This window comes from Streptomyces sp. NPDC050164 (assembly GCF_044459945.1).
Classification (GTDB): domain Bacteria; phylum Actinomycetota; class Actinomycetes; order Streptomycetales; family Streptomycetaceae; genus Streptomyces; species Streptomyces coeruleorubidus_A.
This window is the reverse complement of sequence record NZ_JBITJK010000033.1, coordinates 21,218-36,389: the sequence shown is the minus strand read 5'-3', so window position 1 is coordinate 36,389 and position 15,172 is coordinate 21,218. Positions and strand designations below refer to the sequence as shown.

The 15,172-nt window shown below is 72.9% G+C and carries 10 protein-coding genes; 6 read left to right on the top strand and 4 right to left on the bottom strand.

All coding sequences use genetic code 11. The annotated features are described in order from the left end of the window. Nucleotides 1–5: 5 nt before the first annotated feature. Complete coding sequence (locus ACIBNA_RS33080) at nt 6–839, bottom strand: putative hydro-lyase (RefSeq protein WP_399168870.1); 834 nt, start codon at nt 837–839, stop codon at nt 6–8. After that, a complete protein-coding gene (locus ACIBNA_RS33075; RefSeq protein WP_399168869.1) occupies nt 836–2,137 on the bottom strand; it encodes an MFS transporter in 1,302 nt (433 codons plus the stop codon). The genes ACIBNA_RS33080 and ACIBNA_RS33075 overlap by 4 nt, the downstream gene beginning before the upstream one ends. A 170-nt stretch (nt 2,138–2,307) precedes the next feature. On the opposite strand from ACIBNA_RS33075, the gene ACIBNA_RS33070 reads away from it, so the two are divergent. The 4 genes from ACIBNA_RS33070 (at nt 2,308) to ACIBNA_RS33055 (ending at nt 10,199) form a co-directional block, all read left to right on the top strand. Next, nucleotides 2,308–3,003 carry a GntR family transcriptional regulator gene (locus ACIBNA_RS33070; RefSeq protein ID WP_399168868.1) on the top strand — a complete coding sequence of 232 codons (696 nt, stop codon included), beginning with the start codon at nt 2,308–2,310 and terminating at the stop codon, nt 3,001–3,003. Between the two features lie 92 nt (nt 3,004–3,095). Next, nucleotides 3,096–4,622 (top strand): hypothetical protein, encoded by a 1,527-nt coding sequence (locus tag ACIBNA_RS33065; protein WP_399168867.1) that lies wholly within the window; start codon nt 3,096–3,098, stop codon nt 4,620–4,622. Between the two features lie 31 nt (nt 4,623–4,653). Beyond that, complete coding sequence (locus ACIBNA_RS33060; RefSeq protein ID WP_399168866.1) at nt 4,654–5,535, top strand: hypothetical protein; 882 nt, start codon at nt 4,654–4,656, stop codon at nt 5,533–5,535. 35 nt (nt 5,536–5,570) lie between these two features. Continuing rightward, entirely contained in the window at nt 5,571–10,199 is a 4,629-nt protein-coding gene (locus ACIBNA_RS33055; protein WP_399168865.1) for a hypothetical protein, read from the top strand. A gap of 56 nt (nt 10,200–10,255) precedes the next feature. Here ACIBNA_RS33055 and ACIBNA_RS33050 read toward each other — a convergent pair whose 3' ends face one another. Then, nucleotides 10,256–10,393: a hypothetical protein gene (locus ACIBNA_RS33050; protein ID WP_399168864.1), complete on the bottom strand. Its 138-nt coding sequence runs from the start codon at nt 10,391–10,393 to the stop codon at nt 10,256–10,258. Between the two features lie 255 nt (nt 10,394–10,648). After that, nucleotides 10,649–11,212: a hypothetical protein gene (locus tag ACIBNA_RS33045; protein WP_399168928.1), complete on the bottom strand. Its 564-nt coding sequence runs from the start codon at nt 11,210–11,212 to the stop codon at nt 10,649–10,651. A 420-nt stretch (nt 11,213–11,632) separates the two neighbouring features. Here ACIBNA_RS33045 and ACIBNA_RS33040 point away from each other — a divergent pair, with 420 nt between their 5' ends. Then, a complete protein-coding gene (locus ACIBNA_RS33040; protein ID WP_399168863.1) occupies nt 11,633–14,740 on the top strand; it encodes a nitrate- and nitrite sensing domain-containing protein in 3,108 nt (1,035 codons plus the stop codon). Further along, nucleotides 14,737–15,171, top strand: a complete 435-nt coding sequence (locus ACIBNA_RS33035) for a roadblock/LC7 domain-containing protein (RefSeq protein ID WP_399168862.1) — start codon at nt 14,737–14,739, stop codon at nt 15,169–15,171. Before ACIBNA_RS33040 ends, ACIBNA_RS33035 begins: the two co-directional genes overlap by 4 nt. Nucleotide 15,172: the final 1 nt, after the last annotated feature.

The following is a 15,172-nucleotide window of genomic DNA, read 5'->3' as shown; positions in this document are numbered from 1 at the left end:
TGCTGTCAGGCCACGCGGTACTGCTCGTCGCGGGCGTCGGTGAGGAACATCTGCCCCGGGGCGTGCGTGAGGGCGAACGGCGGGCGCGAGGCCATCACGGCCGCCTGCGGGGTCACTCCGCAGGCCCAGAACACCGGGATGTCGTCGGGCTCGGCGTCCACCGCGTCGCCGAAGTCGGGGCGGCCGAGGTCGTCGATGCCGAGCCCCGAGGGATCGCCGCAGTGTACGGGGCTGCCGTGCACCGCCGGCAGCAGACTGCTCTCCCGGATCGCCGCCGCCAGGTGCTCCGGCGGCACCGGCCGCATGGACACCACCAGGGGCCCGTGCAGTCGCCCCGCCGGACGGCACTGCCGCCCGGTCACGTACATCGGGACGTTGCGGCCCTGCTCGACGTGGCGGATCGGAACGCCCGCCTCGCCCAGTGCCCACTCGAAGGTGAAGCTGCACCCGATCAGGAACGACACCAGGTCGTCCCGCCAGTACGCGCGCACGTCCGTCGGCTCGTCCACCAGCTCGCCGTCCCGCCACACCCGGTAGCGCGGCAGGTCGGTGCGCAGGTCCGCGCCCTGCGCGAGCACGGTGGTCCAGGATCCCGCGTCCGTGACGTCGAGGACCGGGCACGGCTTGGGGTTGCGCTGGCAGAACAGCAGCATGTCGTAGGCCCAGTCGGCGGGCACCGAGATCAGGTTGACCTGGGTGTGGCCCGCCGCGACCCCTGCCGTGGGGCCCGTCAGGCCCTTCCGGAAGCGGGCGCGGGCCGTTTCCGGGCTCCACGCGCGCGCGTGCTCGTCGACGAGGAGGACAGGACGGTCCCCGGTCTCGGTGCTCGTGCGGTTCACGTGAGCTCCTTCCCGCGCGTCTCCGGCAGCCCGAGCAGCGCCAGTGCCGCCAGGCCGTAGCCGATCGCCCCGAAGACCAGCGCGCCGCCCACGCCCCAGCTGTCGGCCAGGAAACCGACCGCCGTCGGGAAGACGGCACCCACGGCGCGCCCGGTGTTGTATGTGAAGCCCTGCCCCGTGCCGCGCACCGCCGTCGGGTACAGCTCGCTCAGGTAGGAGCCGAAGCCGCTGAAGATCGCCGACATGCAGAACCCGAGCGGGAAACCGAGCACCAGGAGCAGGGTGTTGGCGCCGCTCGGGATGTTCGCGTACGCCAGGATGCAGATCGCCGACAGCAGGGCGAAGAGCCAGATGTTGCGCCGCCGGCCCAGCTTGTCGGTGAGGTAACCGCCCGTCAGATAGCCGATGAAGGCGCCCGATATCAGGAACGTCAGATAGCCGCCGGTGCCGACGACCGACAGGTCGCGCTCGGACTTGAGGTAGGTCGGCACCCAGGTGGCCAGCGTGTAGTAGCCGCCCTGGACACCGGTCGAGAGCAGCACCGCGAAGGCCGTCGTCCGCAGCAGGCCGGGCTTGAAGATCGCCGTGAACGAGCCTTTCTCCGCGCTCTGTTCACGCGCCGCCGCCGCCTCGGGCGCGTCGTGCACACTGCGCCGCAGCCAGATGACCAGCAGGGCGGGCAGGGCCCCGGTCCAGAACATGATGCGCCAGGCAAGGTCGTCACCGGCCACCGAGAAGATGACGGTGTAGGCGATCACGGCCATGCCCCAGCCCACGGCCCAGGAGCTCTGGATAGCGCCGAGCGTGCGGCCCCGGTGCTTGGCGCTCGCGTACTCGGCGACCAGGATCGCGCCGACGGCCCACTCGCCGCCGAATCCGAGGCCCTGCAGGGCGCGGAAGACCAGCAGCGTCTCGTAGTTGGGCGCGAAGCCGCAGGCGACGGTGAACACCGCGTAGGTGATCACCGTGACCATGAGCGCCTTCACCCGGCCGACGCGGTCGGCGAGCACGCCCGCGAGGGCGCCGCCGATCGCGGAGACCACCAGCGTGACCGTCGTGAAGAGGCCGGTCTGGCCGCTGTTCAGGCCGAAGTAGGCGGACAGCGCGACCATGCTCAGCGGCAGTGTGAAGTAGTCGTACGAGTCCAGGGCGTAGCCGCCGAAGGCACCGGCGAACGCGCGGCGGCCGCGCGGGCCCAGGGCCCGCAGCCAGCCGAACGCCCCGTCGTCGTCGGTGTGTTCGGCCGCCGCGGGGCGCGTGTCGTCGGTCAGGGCCTGTGGTGGTGGAGTCGTGCTCATGGGCACCTCGCAGAGGGGGACGGAGGGTGCTTCGGGCTGAGCCTTGGGTGCTTTGCGGGTGAGCTTGGCCGCCTCGTGCGGCGGGCCGTGCGTAGCACCGTAGAGGATTGTTCAACGATCCCTCAATACCCATGTTGTTTCGTTCTTGTAATCTGCGATTGAATTCCGGCATGGCAGAGCAGCTGAGGGATCTCTCCGACGACCGGGCACTTCTGGGGCGCACCAGCACCGCCGAACGCGTCTCGGACATCCTCAGAAGCCGGATCGCCGAGGGCTACTTCCCGCCCGGGGCCCGGCTGTCGGAGGACAGCATCGGCGGCGCGCTCGGCGTCTCCCGCAACACCCTGCGCGAGGCGTTCCGGCTGCTCACGCATGAGCGCCTGCTCGTCCACGAGCTGAACCGGGGTGTCTTCGTCCGGGTCCTGACCGTCGAGGACGTCGAGGACATCTACCGCACCCGGCGGCTCGTCGAATGCGCCGTGGTGCGGGGTCTCGGCGAGCCGCCGTACGGCCTCGACGGGCTCGCCGGTGCCGTGGAGGAAGGGCGGCGGGCGGCGCGGGAAGGTGACTGGAAGGGGGTGGGTACGGCCAACATCCACTTCCACCGGGAACTGGTCGCTCTCGCCGCGAGCGAGCGCACCGACGAGTTGATGCGGAGTGTTTTTGCCGAACTGCGCCTGGCCTTCCACGTGGTGGACGAGCCGCAGCGGCTGCACGAACCGTATATTGCGCGAAATGTCGCAATCTTTGAGGCTCTTCAGGTGGGGGACCGAAGGAAAGCCGAGGGACTGCTCGCCGGTTACCTCGACGACTCGCTGGAGCGGGTCGTCGAGGTGTACCGGCGGCGGGTCGGCGAGGACGGCTGAGGGGACCGAGCGGCCTCGGAGAGCCACCCTGCCGCCGGGGCGTATCCGCGTCGTTTGGGTCGTTGTCAGACCCAGGACCTAGTCTGTGCACCGTGACTTCGCCTGCATCGACGGACAGCGTTCCGCCCCAGCTCAGCGCGGGGCCGCGCCCCGCCCTGGGGCCGGCCGCCGACGAGGGCCTGGCGCGGCGCCTGCGCGCGCTCGCCTGCACCGCGCCGCTGCACGACCTCGACGCGCGCAAGGCCAACCTCGCCGGTGAGTACTCGGTATACGGCATGGCGGAGGTCGCCCTCGCGGCCATCGACCTCGTCACCCTGAACATGGACTTCGACACGGGCGCGGACCACGACCAGATCGTCGCCCGCCTCATCCCGCGCATCGCCGCCCAGGCACCGCGGCGGCCCGCCGCCGAGCACGAGCGGGTGGCCCGCTGGGTCCTGGAGAACCTGATCAACGTCGGCAGCGTCGACCGCGGCTTCCGCGCGGTGTACGGCACGTTCGGGGCGGACGGCACCTATGTGCGCCGTGACTACGACTTCAAGCTGATCGAGGAGGTCCCGGGCCCGGGCGGCACGGTCTACCTGCGCACGACGGACGAGGCGGTCAACGTCCTCGTCGGCGCCCTCGACACGGACGTCACCAGCGCGCAGATCGCCGCCGAGGTCAAGCTGGAGGTGCTGATCAGCCGCGGCCGGCTCGCCGACGCCCAGCTCGCGGCCGAACAGGCCCGCTACCGCACCGTGCAGTACTCGGAGACCCTGCGCCGCGCCCTGGACGCGACCCGGCGCAATGTGCGCGCGGTGGACTGGCTCACCACCGTGCCCGACATGATCGCCGAGGCCCTGGAGCACGTGGCCGACCGCTATCGCCACGAGAACGCGATCCTCACCAACATCCGCAAGGCCCGCGACGAGTCCGAGGACCCGGAGCACAAGCGCCGCGCCGCCGAGCTCGTCGACATCGTCAAGGACTGCATCCGGCGGCACACGCAGTTGCAGTCCCGGCTGCTCGAGGCCGGACCGCTGTTCCGCGCCGAGCAGGACCGGCAGGCCTTCGCCACGCCGATGACCACGTCGGGGATCGACCTGTACGGGCATCTCGTCTCGCCCGTTCTGCCGCTGCCGCTGGAGCAGGCCGTCCGCGTCACGGACGCCTTCTTCGGGCGGGGTACGGGGCTGCGTACGCCGGTGTCCGTCCGGGTCGGGGACCTCGTCGACATACTGCTGACGCCGCCGGTGGAGCGGGAGCACCTGGGTGCGGAGATGCCCGAGCCGGATCTCATCGCCACGCCCGACGACAGCCGGTTCAGCGAGGAGCAGATGGCGGCCGCGCAGGAGCTGCTCGACCTGCCGGCGGATGCGCCGCGCCGGTTGTCCGGACTGCTGGCCGAGGCGCGGCGGCAGGACCCCGAGCTGCCGTATCTGGTGGCCCTGCTGGCGGTCCATGCGGCCAGCCCGCCGGTCGGGACCGCTTATCGGCAGGGGGAGCAGAAGCTCTTGTTCGCCGTGGACGACGGGACGGAGCTCGATGATCCGGAGTTCGGTGGAGCGGACCTGATCGTCGGCACCGCGCTGCTGGATGCGGTGGGGATGGCGGCGGACCGGACGGAAGCAGCATGAGTCAGTACGAGTGGCACAAGGAGACCCGACCGTGAGTGAGCACGTCGAGTGGAGTGAGTCGGAAGGCCCGGCCCCGACGGCCTCGGCCGCCGTCACGCCCGCCGACGCCGCCGACGCGGCTCGGCTCGTGTCCTTCGGTTTGCAGCCCAAGCTTCAGCCCGCTCGCGACCAGGAGTACGCGGACCTGCTGCGGCGCTACCGCGAGGACCCGACGTTCGCGCGGCTCGCCGACGCGGTGGCGACCGGCCTGGGGCTGATCGTGCTGGAGGTGTCCCCGCGCGCGGGCATGGCCGTGACCGCCGCCGAGGACTCGGTGTTCGCCGTCCGCATGGGCGACTACGCGCGTCGTACGTCCGCCGACGGCGGAGACCGGTTCCTGCACGGGCTCGCCCATCTCGCCGTCGCCGCCATGGCGTTCCCGCGCCCGGAGGACCTCGCCGACGACGGCTACATCGGCCGCGTCACGGTCAACGGCGTCGACGCCTTCGTCCGCCAGGCCTGCCGCCGCCTGGAGGAGCGCGCCGCCGAACAGGGCGAGAACACCGACCCGGCCACCGAGGCGCCCGGCCTGGAGGCCGCCTGGCGGATCTGGGTGCGGCGCAGCTCGACCGGGGCCACCAAGGACGCGCGCCGGCTCGCCGGTTCGACCACCGGCATCGTCGCGAAGGCCGTCGCGTTCCTCACCGACTCCGGTTTCCTCCAGCGCACCGGCGACGACAACGGCGGCACGTACCGCACGACCGCCCGCTACCAGCTCCAGGTCCGCGACATGGCCGGCAGCGCCGCCCTGGCCGAGCTGCTGGAGCTGGGCGTCGTCCCGGTCACCGACGGCACGCCGACGCTGCTGCCCCCCGAGGAGAGCGACGACCTGGAGCTGGTCGCCGACGCCGGGCTGCCGTTCCACTCCTCCTGAACTCCCCATCTCACGAAGACTTACGAGAGTCCGCCATGTACGAGCTGTCCCGGGTCCGCCTCTACTCCATCGGGCCGGCCGGTGCGCGCTACGCCGACACCGTGCTCGACCTGCGCGGTGTGGGCGAGATCGTGCCCGACCCCGCGCCCACACAGGCGGAGTTCTTCGAGGAGGACCCCGTCGGCCCGCCGCGCCGGCCCGCGCCCGCGGGCGTGCTCTTCCTGGAGAACGGCGGCGGCAAGTCGGTGCTGCTCAAGCTGATCTTCTCCGTGATGCTGCCCGGCCACCGGAACACCCTCGGCGGCGCCAGCTCCGGCGTGCTGCGCAAGTTCCTGCTCGCCGACGACTGCGGGCACGTCGCGCTGGAGTGGCAGCACGTGCTGACCGGCGAGTGCGTCGTCGTCGGCAAGGTGAGTGAGTGGCGCGGGCGGCAGGTCTCCAACGACCCGCGCAAGTTCGCCGAGGCCTGGTACTCCTTCCGCCCCGGGCCCGGACTGAGCCTCGACAGCCTCCCCGTGGCCGAGTCCACCGCCGTACGCGCCCCGGTCGAGGGCCAGTCGGGCGCACGCGGCCGGCGTCGCACCATGAAGGGCTTCCGCGACGCCCTCACGGAGGCGGGAAAGACGTACCCGCACCTGGAGGTGCACTGGGAGGAGATCCACGACCGCTGGATCGAGCACCTGGGCGACCTCGGGCTCGACCCCGAACTCTTCCGCTACCAACGGGAGATGAACGCCGACGAGGGCGAGGCCGCCGGTCTCTTCGCGGTCAAGAAGGACGCCGACTTCACCGATCTGCTGCTGCGCGCCGTCACCGACACGCGCGACACCGACGGGCTCGCCGACCTGGTCAGCGGCTTCGGCAACAAGCTGGGCCGGCGCGCCGAGCTGATCGCCGAACGCGACTTCACCGCCGGGTCCGTCGACCTGCTCGGGCGGATCGTCGAGGCCGCCGAGGCCCGCTCCCGCGCGCGTGACATCCACGCCGGAGCCGAGCGCCGTACGCGGACCCTGGCGCGCAGACTGTCCGCGCGCGGCGTGCAGGAGCGGGCCCGGGCCGCCGACCTGGCCCAGCGGGTCACCGCCGCCGCGTACGCCGTCACGCACGCCGAGGCCGCTCGCGAGCGCAGCGCGCTGGTCTCCGCCGAACTGGCCTACCGGCACGCCTCGCTGGCGCTCGCCGCGGCCGAAAAGTCCGCCGCCGCGCAGAAGCGCGAACTCGCCGACGCCCGCACGCTGTACTCCGCGTGGCAGGCCGCCGAGGCCGTACTGCGCCACCGCGCCGCCGCCGACCGCGTCGCCCGTGTGTCCGCCGCGATCCAGGAAGCGGAGCGCGACGCCGCGCCCGCGCTGGCCGCCCGCTCCAGGGCCGCCGTCGACCTCGTACGGGCCCTGCACGCGGCCGCGGAGAAGGCGGAGAACCACGCCAACGAGGAGGAGGAGCGCTCCGCCGCCCTCCAGGAGGTCAGCGACGCGGCCTACCGGGACTCCACCGCCGCCGCCACGCAGGCGCAGCGGGCCCGCAGCGAGGTCGGGCACCTCAAGCAGCGCCTCGCCGAGGTCGAGCAGGAGACCGCCGAGGCGGTCCGGGCCGGCTGGCTCGACGACAGCGCGCCCGACGCCGACCCGGCCCGTGCGGCCCTCGCCGCGAGCGACGCCGAGAAGACCGCCGTCGCGGCCTGGGACTCGGCCCGCGAAGCGTCCCGCCGGGCCACCGAGCACGCGCGCGAGGCAGCCGCCGCCGAGACCCGCGCGGAACTGACCGCGGCCCGCGCGGCGGACGCGGCGACGGCGGCCGAGCGGTCGTACGAGGCCGAGCGCCGCACCGCCGAGGCGCTGGCGGGGGAGGAGCGGCTGGCGGAACTGCTCAGCCTGACCTCCGAGACCAGCCCGGGCATCCCGCAGCCCCGCCACGGCACGGACAGCGAGCCGGCCACCCGGCCCGCCTCGGGCGAGCAGGGGCTCAGCCCCGAGGAGCTCGACCGCTTCGCCGACGACCTGCGCGAACTGCTCGACGACGCCGTCACCTCCGCCGAACGGCAGCTGTTCGAACTGCGTACGGCCGCGGCCGACGACTCCCGGATCCTCGGCGCGCTCGGCGACGGCGGGCTGCTGCCGCCCGGCCCGGACGTGCTGGCCACGGTCGAGTTCCTCGGCGAGCACGGCATCCCCGCGCTGCCCGGATGGCGCTATCTCGCCCAGGCCGTCGACCCGGCCGACCACGCGCGCGTGCTGGCCGCCCGGCCCGAACTGGTCGACGGCGTGATCATCACCGACCCGGACTCCCACGCACGCGCCCGGGAGGCGCTGGGCGACGCGGCGCTGCTGCCTCGTTCCGCCGTGGCCGTCGGCACCGCCGCCGCCCTGCTCGCCCCGACCCCCGCCCCGGACACCGACAGCGGTGACGTGTTCCTCGTCCCGCCGAACCCGGCCATGCACGACGAGCACGCCGCCGACGAGGAGAGGCAGGCACTGCGCGCCCGGGCGACCGAGCGCGACGAGGAGATCCGCACGCTCGCCGCCCGGCTCGGCAAGGACCGCGAGCTGGCCGCCCGGCTCGCCTCCTGGCGCACCGGCTGCCCGGCCGGCCGGCTCGCCGAACTGGCCCGGGCGGCACACGACACCCGCACGTTCGCCGAGGAGTCGGAGGCCGAGCTGGCCGAGGCGCGCACGGTGCGGGCCGAGGCCGACGAGGCCGCCGCCGAGGCCGCGCGCGTCCGGGACGAGCGGCAGGAGGCCGCCCAGAAGGCCCGCCGCTCCGCCGACGCCCTCGCCGGGCTCGCCTTCCGGCTGCGCGAGCGGGCCGGCTGGCAGGTCAAGCTGCGCGAACTGGCCGACGAGGCGGCCGAGGCCGAGGCGGGCGCCCAGGCCTGCCTGGAGCGGGCCCGGGCCGCCGACGAGGACCGGCGGGCCGCCCAGCGCGCCGCCGACGACGCCCGCCGCACCGCCCGCGCACTGCGCGCCGAGCGCTCCGAGATCGCCGGCGCCCCCGACGACGTACCCGAGGACGACGCCCAGACCCCGAAGGCCTCCCTGCCCGCCCTGCGCGAGGCTTACCGGGCGGCGTCACAGCTGTACGAGAAGGTCGGCGTCGGCGCCGACCTGCGGGCCGAGCAGGCCCGTGCGGAGAGCGACGAGAGCGCGGCCCGCGCGGAGCTGGACCGGCTGAGCAACAAGGTCCGTACGCGTGCCGAGCAGCTCCTGGAATCCCCCGACGGCTCCGACGGACCCAGCCGCCAGGCCGCCGCCGCCCGTGCCGAGGAGCTGGTGCAGCTCCTGGAGACCCGTATGTCGAGTGCGAGCGAGCAGCTCGGGCGGCTGCGCGGCGAGGCCGAACGGCACGCGCCCGAGGACGGCGAGGCCCACACCGACCTCCCCGAGGACCTCCAGCCGCGCGACGCCGAGCACGCGCAGACGCTGCTGCGCACCGCCACGGCCGAACTCGCCTCCCACACCGAGGCACTGAACCAGGCACGCGAGGCGCACGCCGAGCTCCTCGACGCCCACCGCGCCGCCGAGGACGCGGCGAGCGGCTTCGACGAGATCGCCGCCATGCTCCGCGACCTGCTGCGCGAGCACACCACCGAGGAGGAGCAGGAGGAGACCGAGCCGTACCCCGGCAGCCCGGAGGAGGCCCGGCAGGCTGCCGCCGAGGCCCGCCGCTCCCTGCGCGGCTGCGCCGCCGACCTGTCCGCCGCCGAGGCCGCCGTCCGCGAGGCCAGCGACATCCTCGTACGGCACGCCAACTCCACGCGCTACGAGCAGGTCCGTACCCCGGCACGGCAGCAGATCCGCGAACTGCCCGCCTCCGCGCTGCCCGAGCACGCCCAGAAGTGGGCCGACGCCTTCGCGCCCCGGCTCCGGGTCCTGACGGACGAGCTGGAGCAGCTGGAGCGCAACCGCGACTCGATCGTGGACCGCCTGCGCGGCCTGGTCGAGTCGGCCCTGGCCACCCTGCGCTCCGCCCAGCGGCTCTCCCGTCTCCCGGAAGGCCTCGGCGAGTGGTCGGGGCAGGAGTTCCTCCGCATCCGCTTCGAGGAGCCCGACCAGGCCACGCTCACCGAGCGGCTGGGCGAGGTCATCGACGAGGCCACCCGGGCCGCCGTCAAGAAGAACTCGGACCTGCGGCGGGACGGCATGTCCCTGCTGCTGCGGGGCGTCGCCGCGGCCCTGCAGCCCAAGGGCGTCGCCGTCGAGATCCTCAAGCCCGACGCGGTGCTGCGCGCCGAGCGCGTCCCCGTCGGGCAGATGGGCGACGTCTTCTCCGGCGGCCAGCTCCTCACCGCCGCGATCGCCCTGTACTGCACGATGGCCGCGCTGCGGAGCAACGACCGGGGCCGTGACAAGCACCGGCACGCCGGCACACTGTTCCTCGACAACCCCATCGGCCGCGCCAACGCCACGTACCTGCTGGAACTCCAGCGGGCGGTGTCCGACGCCCTGGGCGTCCAGCTCCTGTACACCACGGGCCTGTTCGACACGACCGCGCTGGCCGAGTTCCCCCTGGTCATCCGCATGCGCAACGACGCCGACCTGAGGGCCGGCCTCAAGTACATCAGCGTCGAGGAACACCTCCGCCCGGGGCTGCCGCAGCAGCCCCAGGCGGGGGAGGCGGTGCACAGCGAGATCACGGCTACCAGGATGTACAAACGCCCGGTGTCCTAGGCTCGGGCGTCCTCCCGGAGGAGGTCCGCACACTTCTCGCCGACATGGGTCCTCCTTCAGCCGGCCGCCGGGGTGGCGACGGGAGCGGTGGCCGTGGCGTCCGAGCGGTGCTCGGCGAGCACGCCGGTCTTGTGCCGCTGGACGAACCAGTAGTAGGCGAAGCCGCCGCCCGCGATGACGGCGACGAAGAGCACCGCGCCCCAGGTGCACCGGCCGAGGGCGGCTTCCCCGCCGGTACGAGCAGGACGGCCGTACGACCGCCGTGCTGGTCGTGGACCGCCCCCCGCCCGTTCATGCGGGCGAGACGCGAACTCGCCCGGAACACCGGGGAGGAGGCGCAGTCGGTCGTACGGTGAGGGGTACGGGCTCGGCTATCGGCCGCATGGGCCGGATCCCGCCGAGCGTCCGGCCGGTACCCGGTCGCCTCGCCGGCGCCCCGTCGTCACTGCTTACGAGTGGGACAACTGCCCAGCCCCGCCCCGTCGGCGTATTCGCTCCTGCGCCCGCTCGGCGGCGCGCGCCTGCCGTCGGGCCCGGCGCCGCTCGCGTCGCAGGGCGCGTGCCGTGCTGCTCGGTATGGACACCACGCCGTGTCGCTGGTTCCAGACCTGACGCGTCACCCACACGTCGAGCGCTCCCCAGGTCGCCACGATCGTGCTCACCACGCTGCTGATCACCATGGGAAACGCAAGCCAGGACCCGGCCATCGTGCACAGGAAGGCCACCATGGCCTGGATCAGCGTCACAGCGATGAGGAGTACCGACCGCACGGCGGCCGTCCGTACCGGATCCGGCAACCGGCGCCGCCGCGCCGGCTCCTCGACCCACAGGGGCCGGTAGTACTGCTGCTCGCGCATGTCACGGCCCACCTCGTGAGCCGGAACCCCGGCCTCTCGAGCCGTGACCTCCGCCTCGCGGGCCGGACTGTCCAGATCAGTCGCTTCGGCATCCTGATGCGCCGTCATTTGCACCCCACCCGCCCTGGGCGCCCCGCGCCGCTCCGCCGTGCCCATCACCGTGTCACTCCCCACCGCCGGCAGACTGCTCACTCGCATCCGAAGACCCGTGTTCCTCAGTGGCTGCCCGGCTTGCGCTGCTTTACGCCGCCCAGTTGCGGGATGCGGCTCCTGTGGCCGATTCCGCCCCCATTTCCCGTAGAGAAGGACGAACAACTCGCCATGAAGATTCCCGGAAACCGAAAAATTTCAGCCAACCGCCAGGCCACATCACGGGCGTTGTCCCGTGCGTCCACCATCGGTTTAGGGCAGACAACTCCCGCAATGCCCGGACAACTCCACATGCCTCGTGGCTGGCGCGGAAGTTCAGCTTCCGGACCGGTCTTCGAGTTCCCTGGGCGTCGGTAGTAGGCTCGCGCCGTTTGTTGACGCACATATGTACCCCCGGTAGTCCGGGGGCCCGAGCTGGGGGAGGCCATGCGCTTTCGCGGGAAGTCCATCCGCCGGAAGATCGTGGCGCTGCTCCTCGTGCCGCTGGTGTCCCTGACCGCGATCTGGGCCTTCGCCACGGTGCTCACGGGACGTGAGGCGGGCGACCTGTTCAACGTGTCGTCCGTGGTGGAGAAGATCGGCTACCCCATCGAGGACACCGTCCGGGTCCTCCAGGAGGAACGCCGCCAGACCCTCGTCTATCTCGCCGACCCCCGTGCCTCCGACGGGCTCGCCGCGCTCCGGCGCAGCCGGACCGCCACCGACGATGCCGTCGGCGGCATCCGCGAGAACGCCCGGAATCCTGACGTGCGCGACGCGATGGGGGCGGACACCGACGAGCGGCTGACCGCGGTCCTGGACGCCTTCGAAGGCATCGAGTCGCTGCGCCGCAGCGTCGAGGACGGCACCGTCAACCGCTCACAAGCCCTCGACCTCTACAACCGGCTGGTCGACCCGTGCTACGTCCTGCTAGCCAACCTCCACGTCGTCGACAACGTGGAACTGGACAAGCAGTACCGCGCGCTGGTCAATCTGGCCCGCGCCCGCGAACTGCTCTCCCGCGAGGACGCCCTCCTCGGCTCCGCCCTGATCGTCGGCCAGATCTCCCACTCCGAAGAGCGCGACATCTCCGACCTCGTGGCCCAGCGCACCCTGATGTACGACACCAACCTCCCGCTGCTGCCCGTCTCGGAACGCGACCGCTACCAGAGCTTCTGGAAGAACGCCTCCACCGCTCCGCTGCGCGTGGCCGAGGAAGCGGCCGTCTCCGCCACCGACGGAACACCGCGCGGCGTCACCGCGAAGAGCTGGGACAGCGCCGCCGGCAATGTGCTCGACGAACTCGGTACGCTCAACGACCAGGCCAACGACCGCTACCAGAACCGCGTCGAACCGGTGGCCATGGGCGTCATCGCCAAGGCGGTCATCGCCGGCGTACTGGGTCTGCTCGCTTTCCTGCTCTCCCTCTTCCTGTCCGTGCGCGTCGGCCGCACCCTCATCCGTGATCTGCGGCAGCTGCGTCTGGAGGCCCACGAGGCGTCCGGTGTGCGGCTGCCCAGCGTGATGCGCCGACTGTCGGCGGGCGAGCAGGTCGACGTGGAGACCGAGGTCCCGCGCCTGGAGTACGACAAGAACGAGATGGGCGAGGTCGGTCAGGCCCTCAACACCCTCCAGCGCGCGGCCGTCGAAGCCGCGGTCAAGCAGGCCGAGTTGCGCGCCGGCGTCTCCGAGGTCTTCGTCAACCTCGCGCGCCGCAGCCAGGTCCTGCTCCACAAGCAGCTCACCCTGCTCGACGCCATGGAGCGCCGGACCGAGGACACCGAGGAACTCGCCGACCTGTTCCGACTCGACCACCTGACCACCCGCATGCGCCGGCACGCCGAGGGCCTCGTGATCCTCTCCGGCGCCGCGCCCTCCCGCCAGTGGCGCAAGCCCGTCCAGCTCATGGACGTCGTACGCGCCGCCGTCGCCGAGGTCGAGGACTACGAGCGCATCGAGGTCCGCCGCCTTCCGCGGATCGCCGTCACCGGCCCGGCCGTCGCCGACATCACGCATCTCGTGGCGGAACTCCTGGAGAACGCCACGGTCTTCTCCCCGCCGCACACCGCCGTCCAGGTCCTGGGCGAGCGGGTCGCCAACGGCTTCACCCTGGAGATCCACGACCGCGGCCTCGGCATGGCCGCCGAAGCGCTCCTGGACGCCAACCTCCGGCTCGCCGAGACCCCGGAGTTCGAGCTGTCCGACACCGACCGGCTCGGTCTGTTCGTGGTCAGCCGTCTCGCCCAGCGGCAGAACGTCCGCGTCTCCCTGCAGCCCTCCCCGTACGGCGGCACGACCGCCGTCGTCTTCATCCCGGACGCCCTGCTGACGGACGACGTCCCGGACACGAACGGCATCGGGTTCCGGCTCGACCGCCCCCAGCTCGCCAAGGAGAGCGAGCCGCAGGACAGCCGCCGCGCCGCGCTGTCCCAGGGGTCCGCGCAACGGCCCGGCCTGCCGGCCTCTCTCCTGGACGGACCGGTCGAACTGGAGGCCCCCGTCGACCTGGACGCCGTCGGCGACTTCCCTGGCGCTCTCGAGGACGAGGACAGCGAACACGGCGGCCTGTTCCGCCCCCGCCCCTCCCTCACCCGCGCCCAGGACGAGACCGCCGGCCGCCGACCCGATCCGCACCAGGCCGCCGACGCCCACAGCGCACACGGCCGGACCGACACCGAGGACGAGCCGAGCGCCCCGGTCCAGCTGCCGCGCCGCCACACTCCGAAACTGGTCAGCTCGCACGGGCGCCCGGTCACCGAGCAGCGCCCCCGGCGGGGCAAGACGGACGAGGAGACCACCACGGGCGCCGGCCGAGCGGAGCCGGGCGGCACCTCCCCGCTCCCTTCGCGTCGCCGGGGCGACGACTCCGTGAGCGGCGGGGCCACGGGCCGGTCCGGGCCGGAGCCCTCGTCCGAGCTTCCGGCCCGCCGCCGCACCGATGGCTCCTCGACCGGCAGCGGGCGAGGCGAAACCGAGCCGGAAACGCCGCCGCCCCTGCCGGCCCGCCGTCGGGGTGCGGAGTCCGGTCGCCGGGGCATCGGCGCGGCCGGCCGCGCCGACGACCGCACCGCATCACCGACCTCGTCCGGCACCGGGGCTCAGCCGCCCACCCTGCCCACGCGGACACGCCGCGCGGAGATCGCCTCGAGCGGCCCGGACGGCCCCGACCGTCGCTCCGGCCTCACGCCGGGGACGACCGACGGTGCCACGCGCCAGGTGACCGGCTCTGGCGCCACACCCCAGGAGGCCGGCTCGGCTCCCGGCTCCGGACGACGGGGACAGGCCCCCGGCTCCGCACCGCACCAGTCCGGCTCCGGCACCGCGCCGCTTCCCCGGCGCGTCCGCCAGGCCAACCTGGCTCCGCAGCTGAAGCGAGGGTCCGAGCCGCGTACGGAGGACAGAGCCGAGCCCGTCGAACGCGACGCCGATGAAGTACGCAGCCGTATGGCCTCGCTCCAGCGCGGCTGGCAGCGCGGCCGCGAGGAGAACGCAACGGGCGATGCCGCCCACCGCGGCACAGCACGACAAGGAACGACAGAGGGGGACGGTCGATGACCGCACCGAAGGCCACCGGCCACACCGCAGTCAACAAGGGCGAGCTGAACTGGCTCCTCGACGACCTGGTGGACCGCGTCGCGAGCATCCGCAAGGCCCTCGTGCTTTCCGGCGACGGTTTGCCGACGGGAGTATCCAGGGATCTGACCAGGGAGGACAGCGAGCACCTGGCCGCCGTCGCCTCCGGCTTCCACAGCCTCGCCAAGGGCGTGGGACGCCACTTCGAGGCCGGCAACGTCCGCCAGACGGTCGTCGAGCTCGACGACGCCTTCCTGTTCGTGACGGCCGCCGGCGACGGCAGCTGCCTCGCCGTCCTCTCGGACGCCGACTCGGACGTCGGCCAGGTCGCCTACGAGATGACGCTCCTCGTGAAGCGAGTGGGTGTGCATCTGGGCGCCGCTCCGCGCACCGATCTGCCCGCAGGCGGGTAGT

What these genes read in the sequence shown, in the direction of transcription:
- ACIBNA_RS33055 (WP_399168865.1), top strand. Translation starts at nt 5,571, where the DNA reads ATGTACGAGCTGTCCCGGGTCCGCCTCTACTCCATCGGGCCGGCCGGT.
- ACIBNA_RS33040 (WP_399168863.1), top strand. Translation starts at nt 11,633, where the DNA reads ATGCGCTTTCGCGGGAAGTCCATCCGCCGGAAGATCGTGGCGCTGCTC.
- ACIBNA_RS33035 (WP_399168862.1), top strand. Translation starts at nt 14,737, where the DNA reads ATGACCGCACCGAAGGCCACCGGCCACACCGCAGTCAACAAGGGCGAG.
- ACIBNA_RS33045 (WP_399168928.1), bottom strand. Translation starts at nt 11,212, where the DNA reads ATGGGCACGGCGGAGCGGCGCGGGGCGCCCAGGGCGGGTGGGGTGCAA.
- ACIBNA_RS33070 (WP_399168868.1), top strand. Translation starts at nt 2,308, where the DNA reads ATGGCAGAGCAGCTGAGGGATCTCTCCGACGACCGGGCACTTCTGGGG.
- ACIBNA_RS33075 (WP_399168869.1), bottom strand. Translation starts at nt 2,137, where the DNA reads ATGAGCACGACTCCACCACCACAGGCCCTGACCGACGACACGCGCCCC.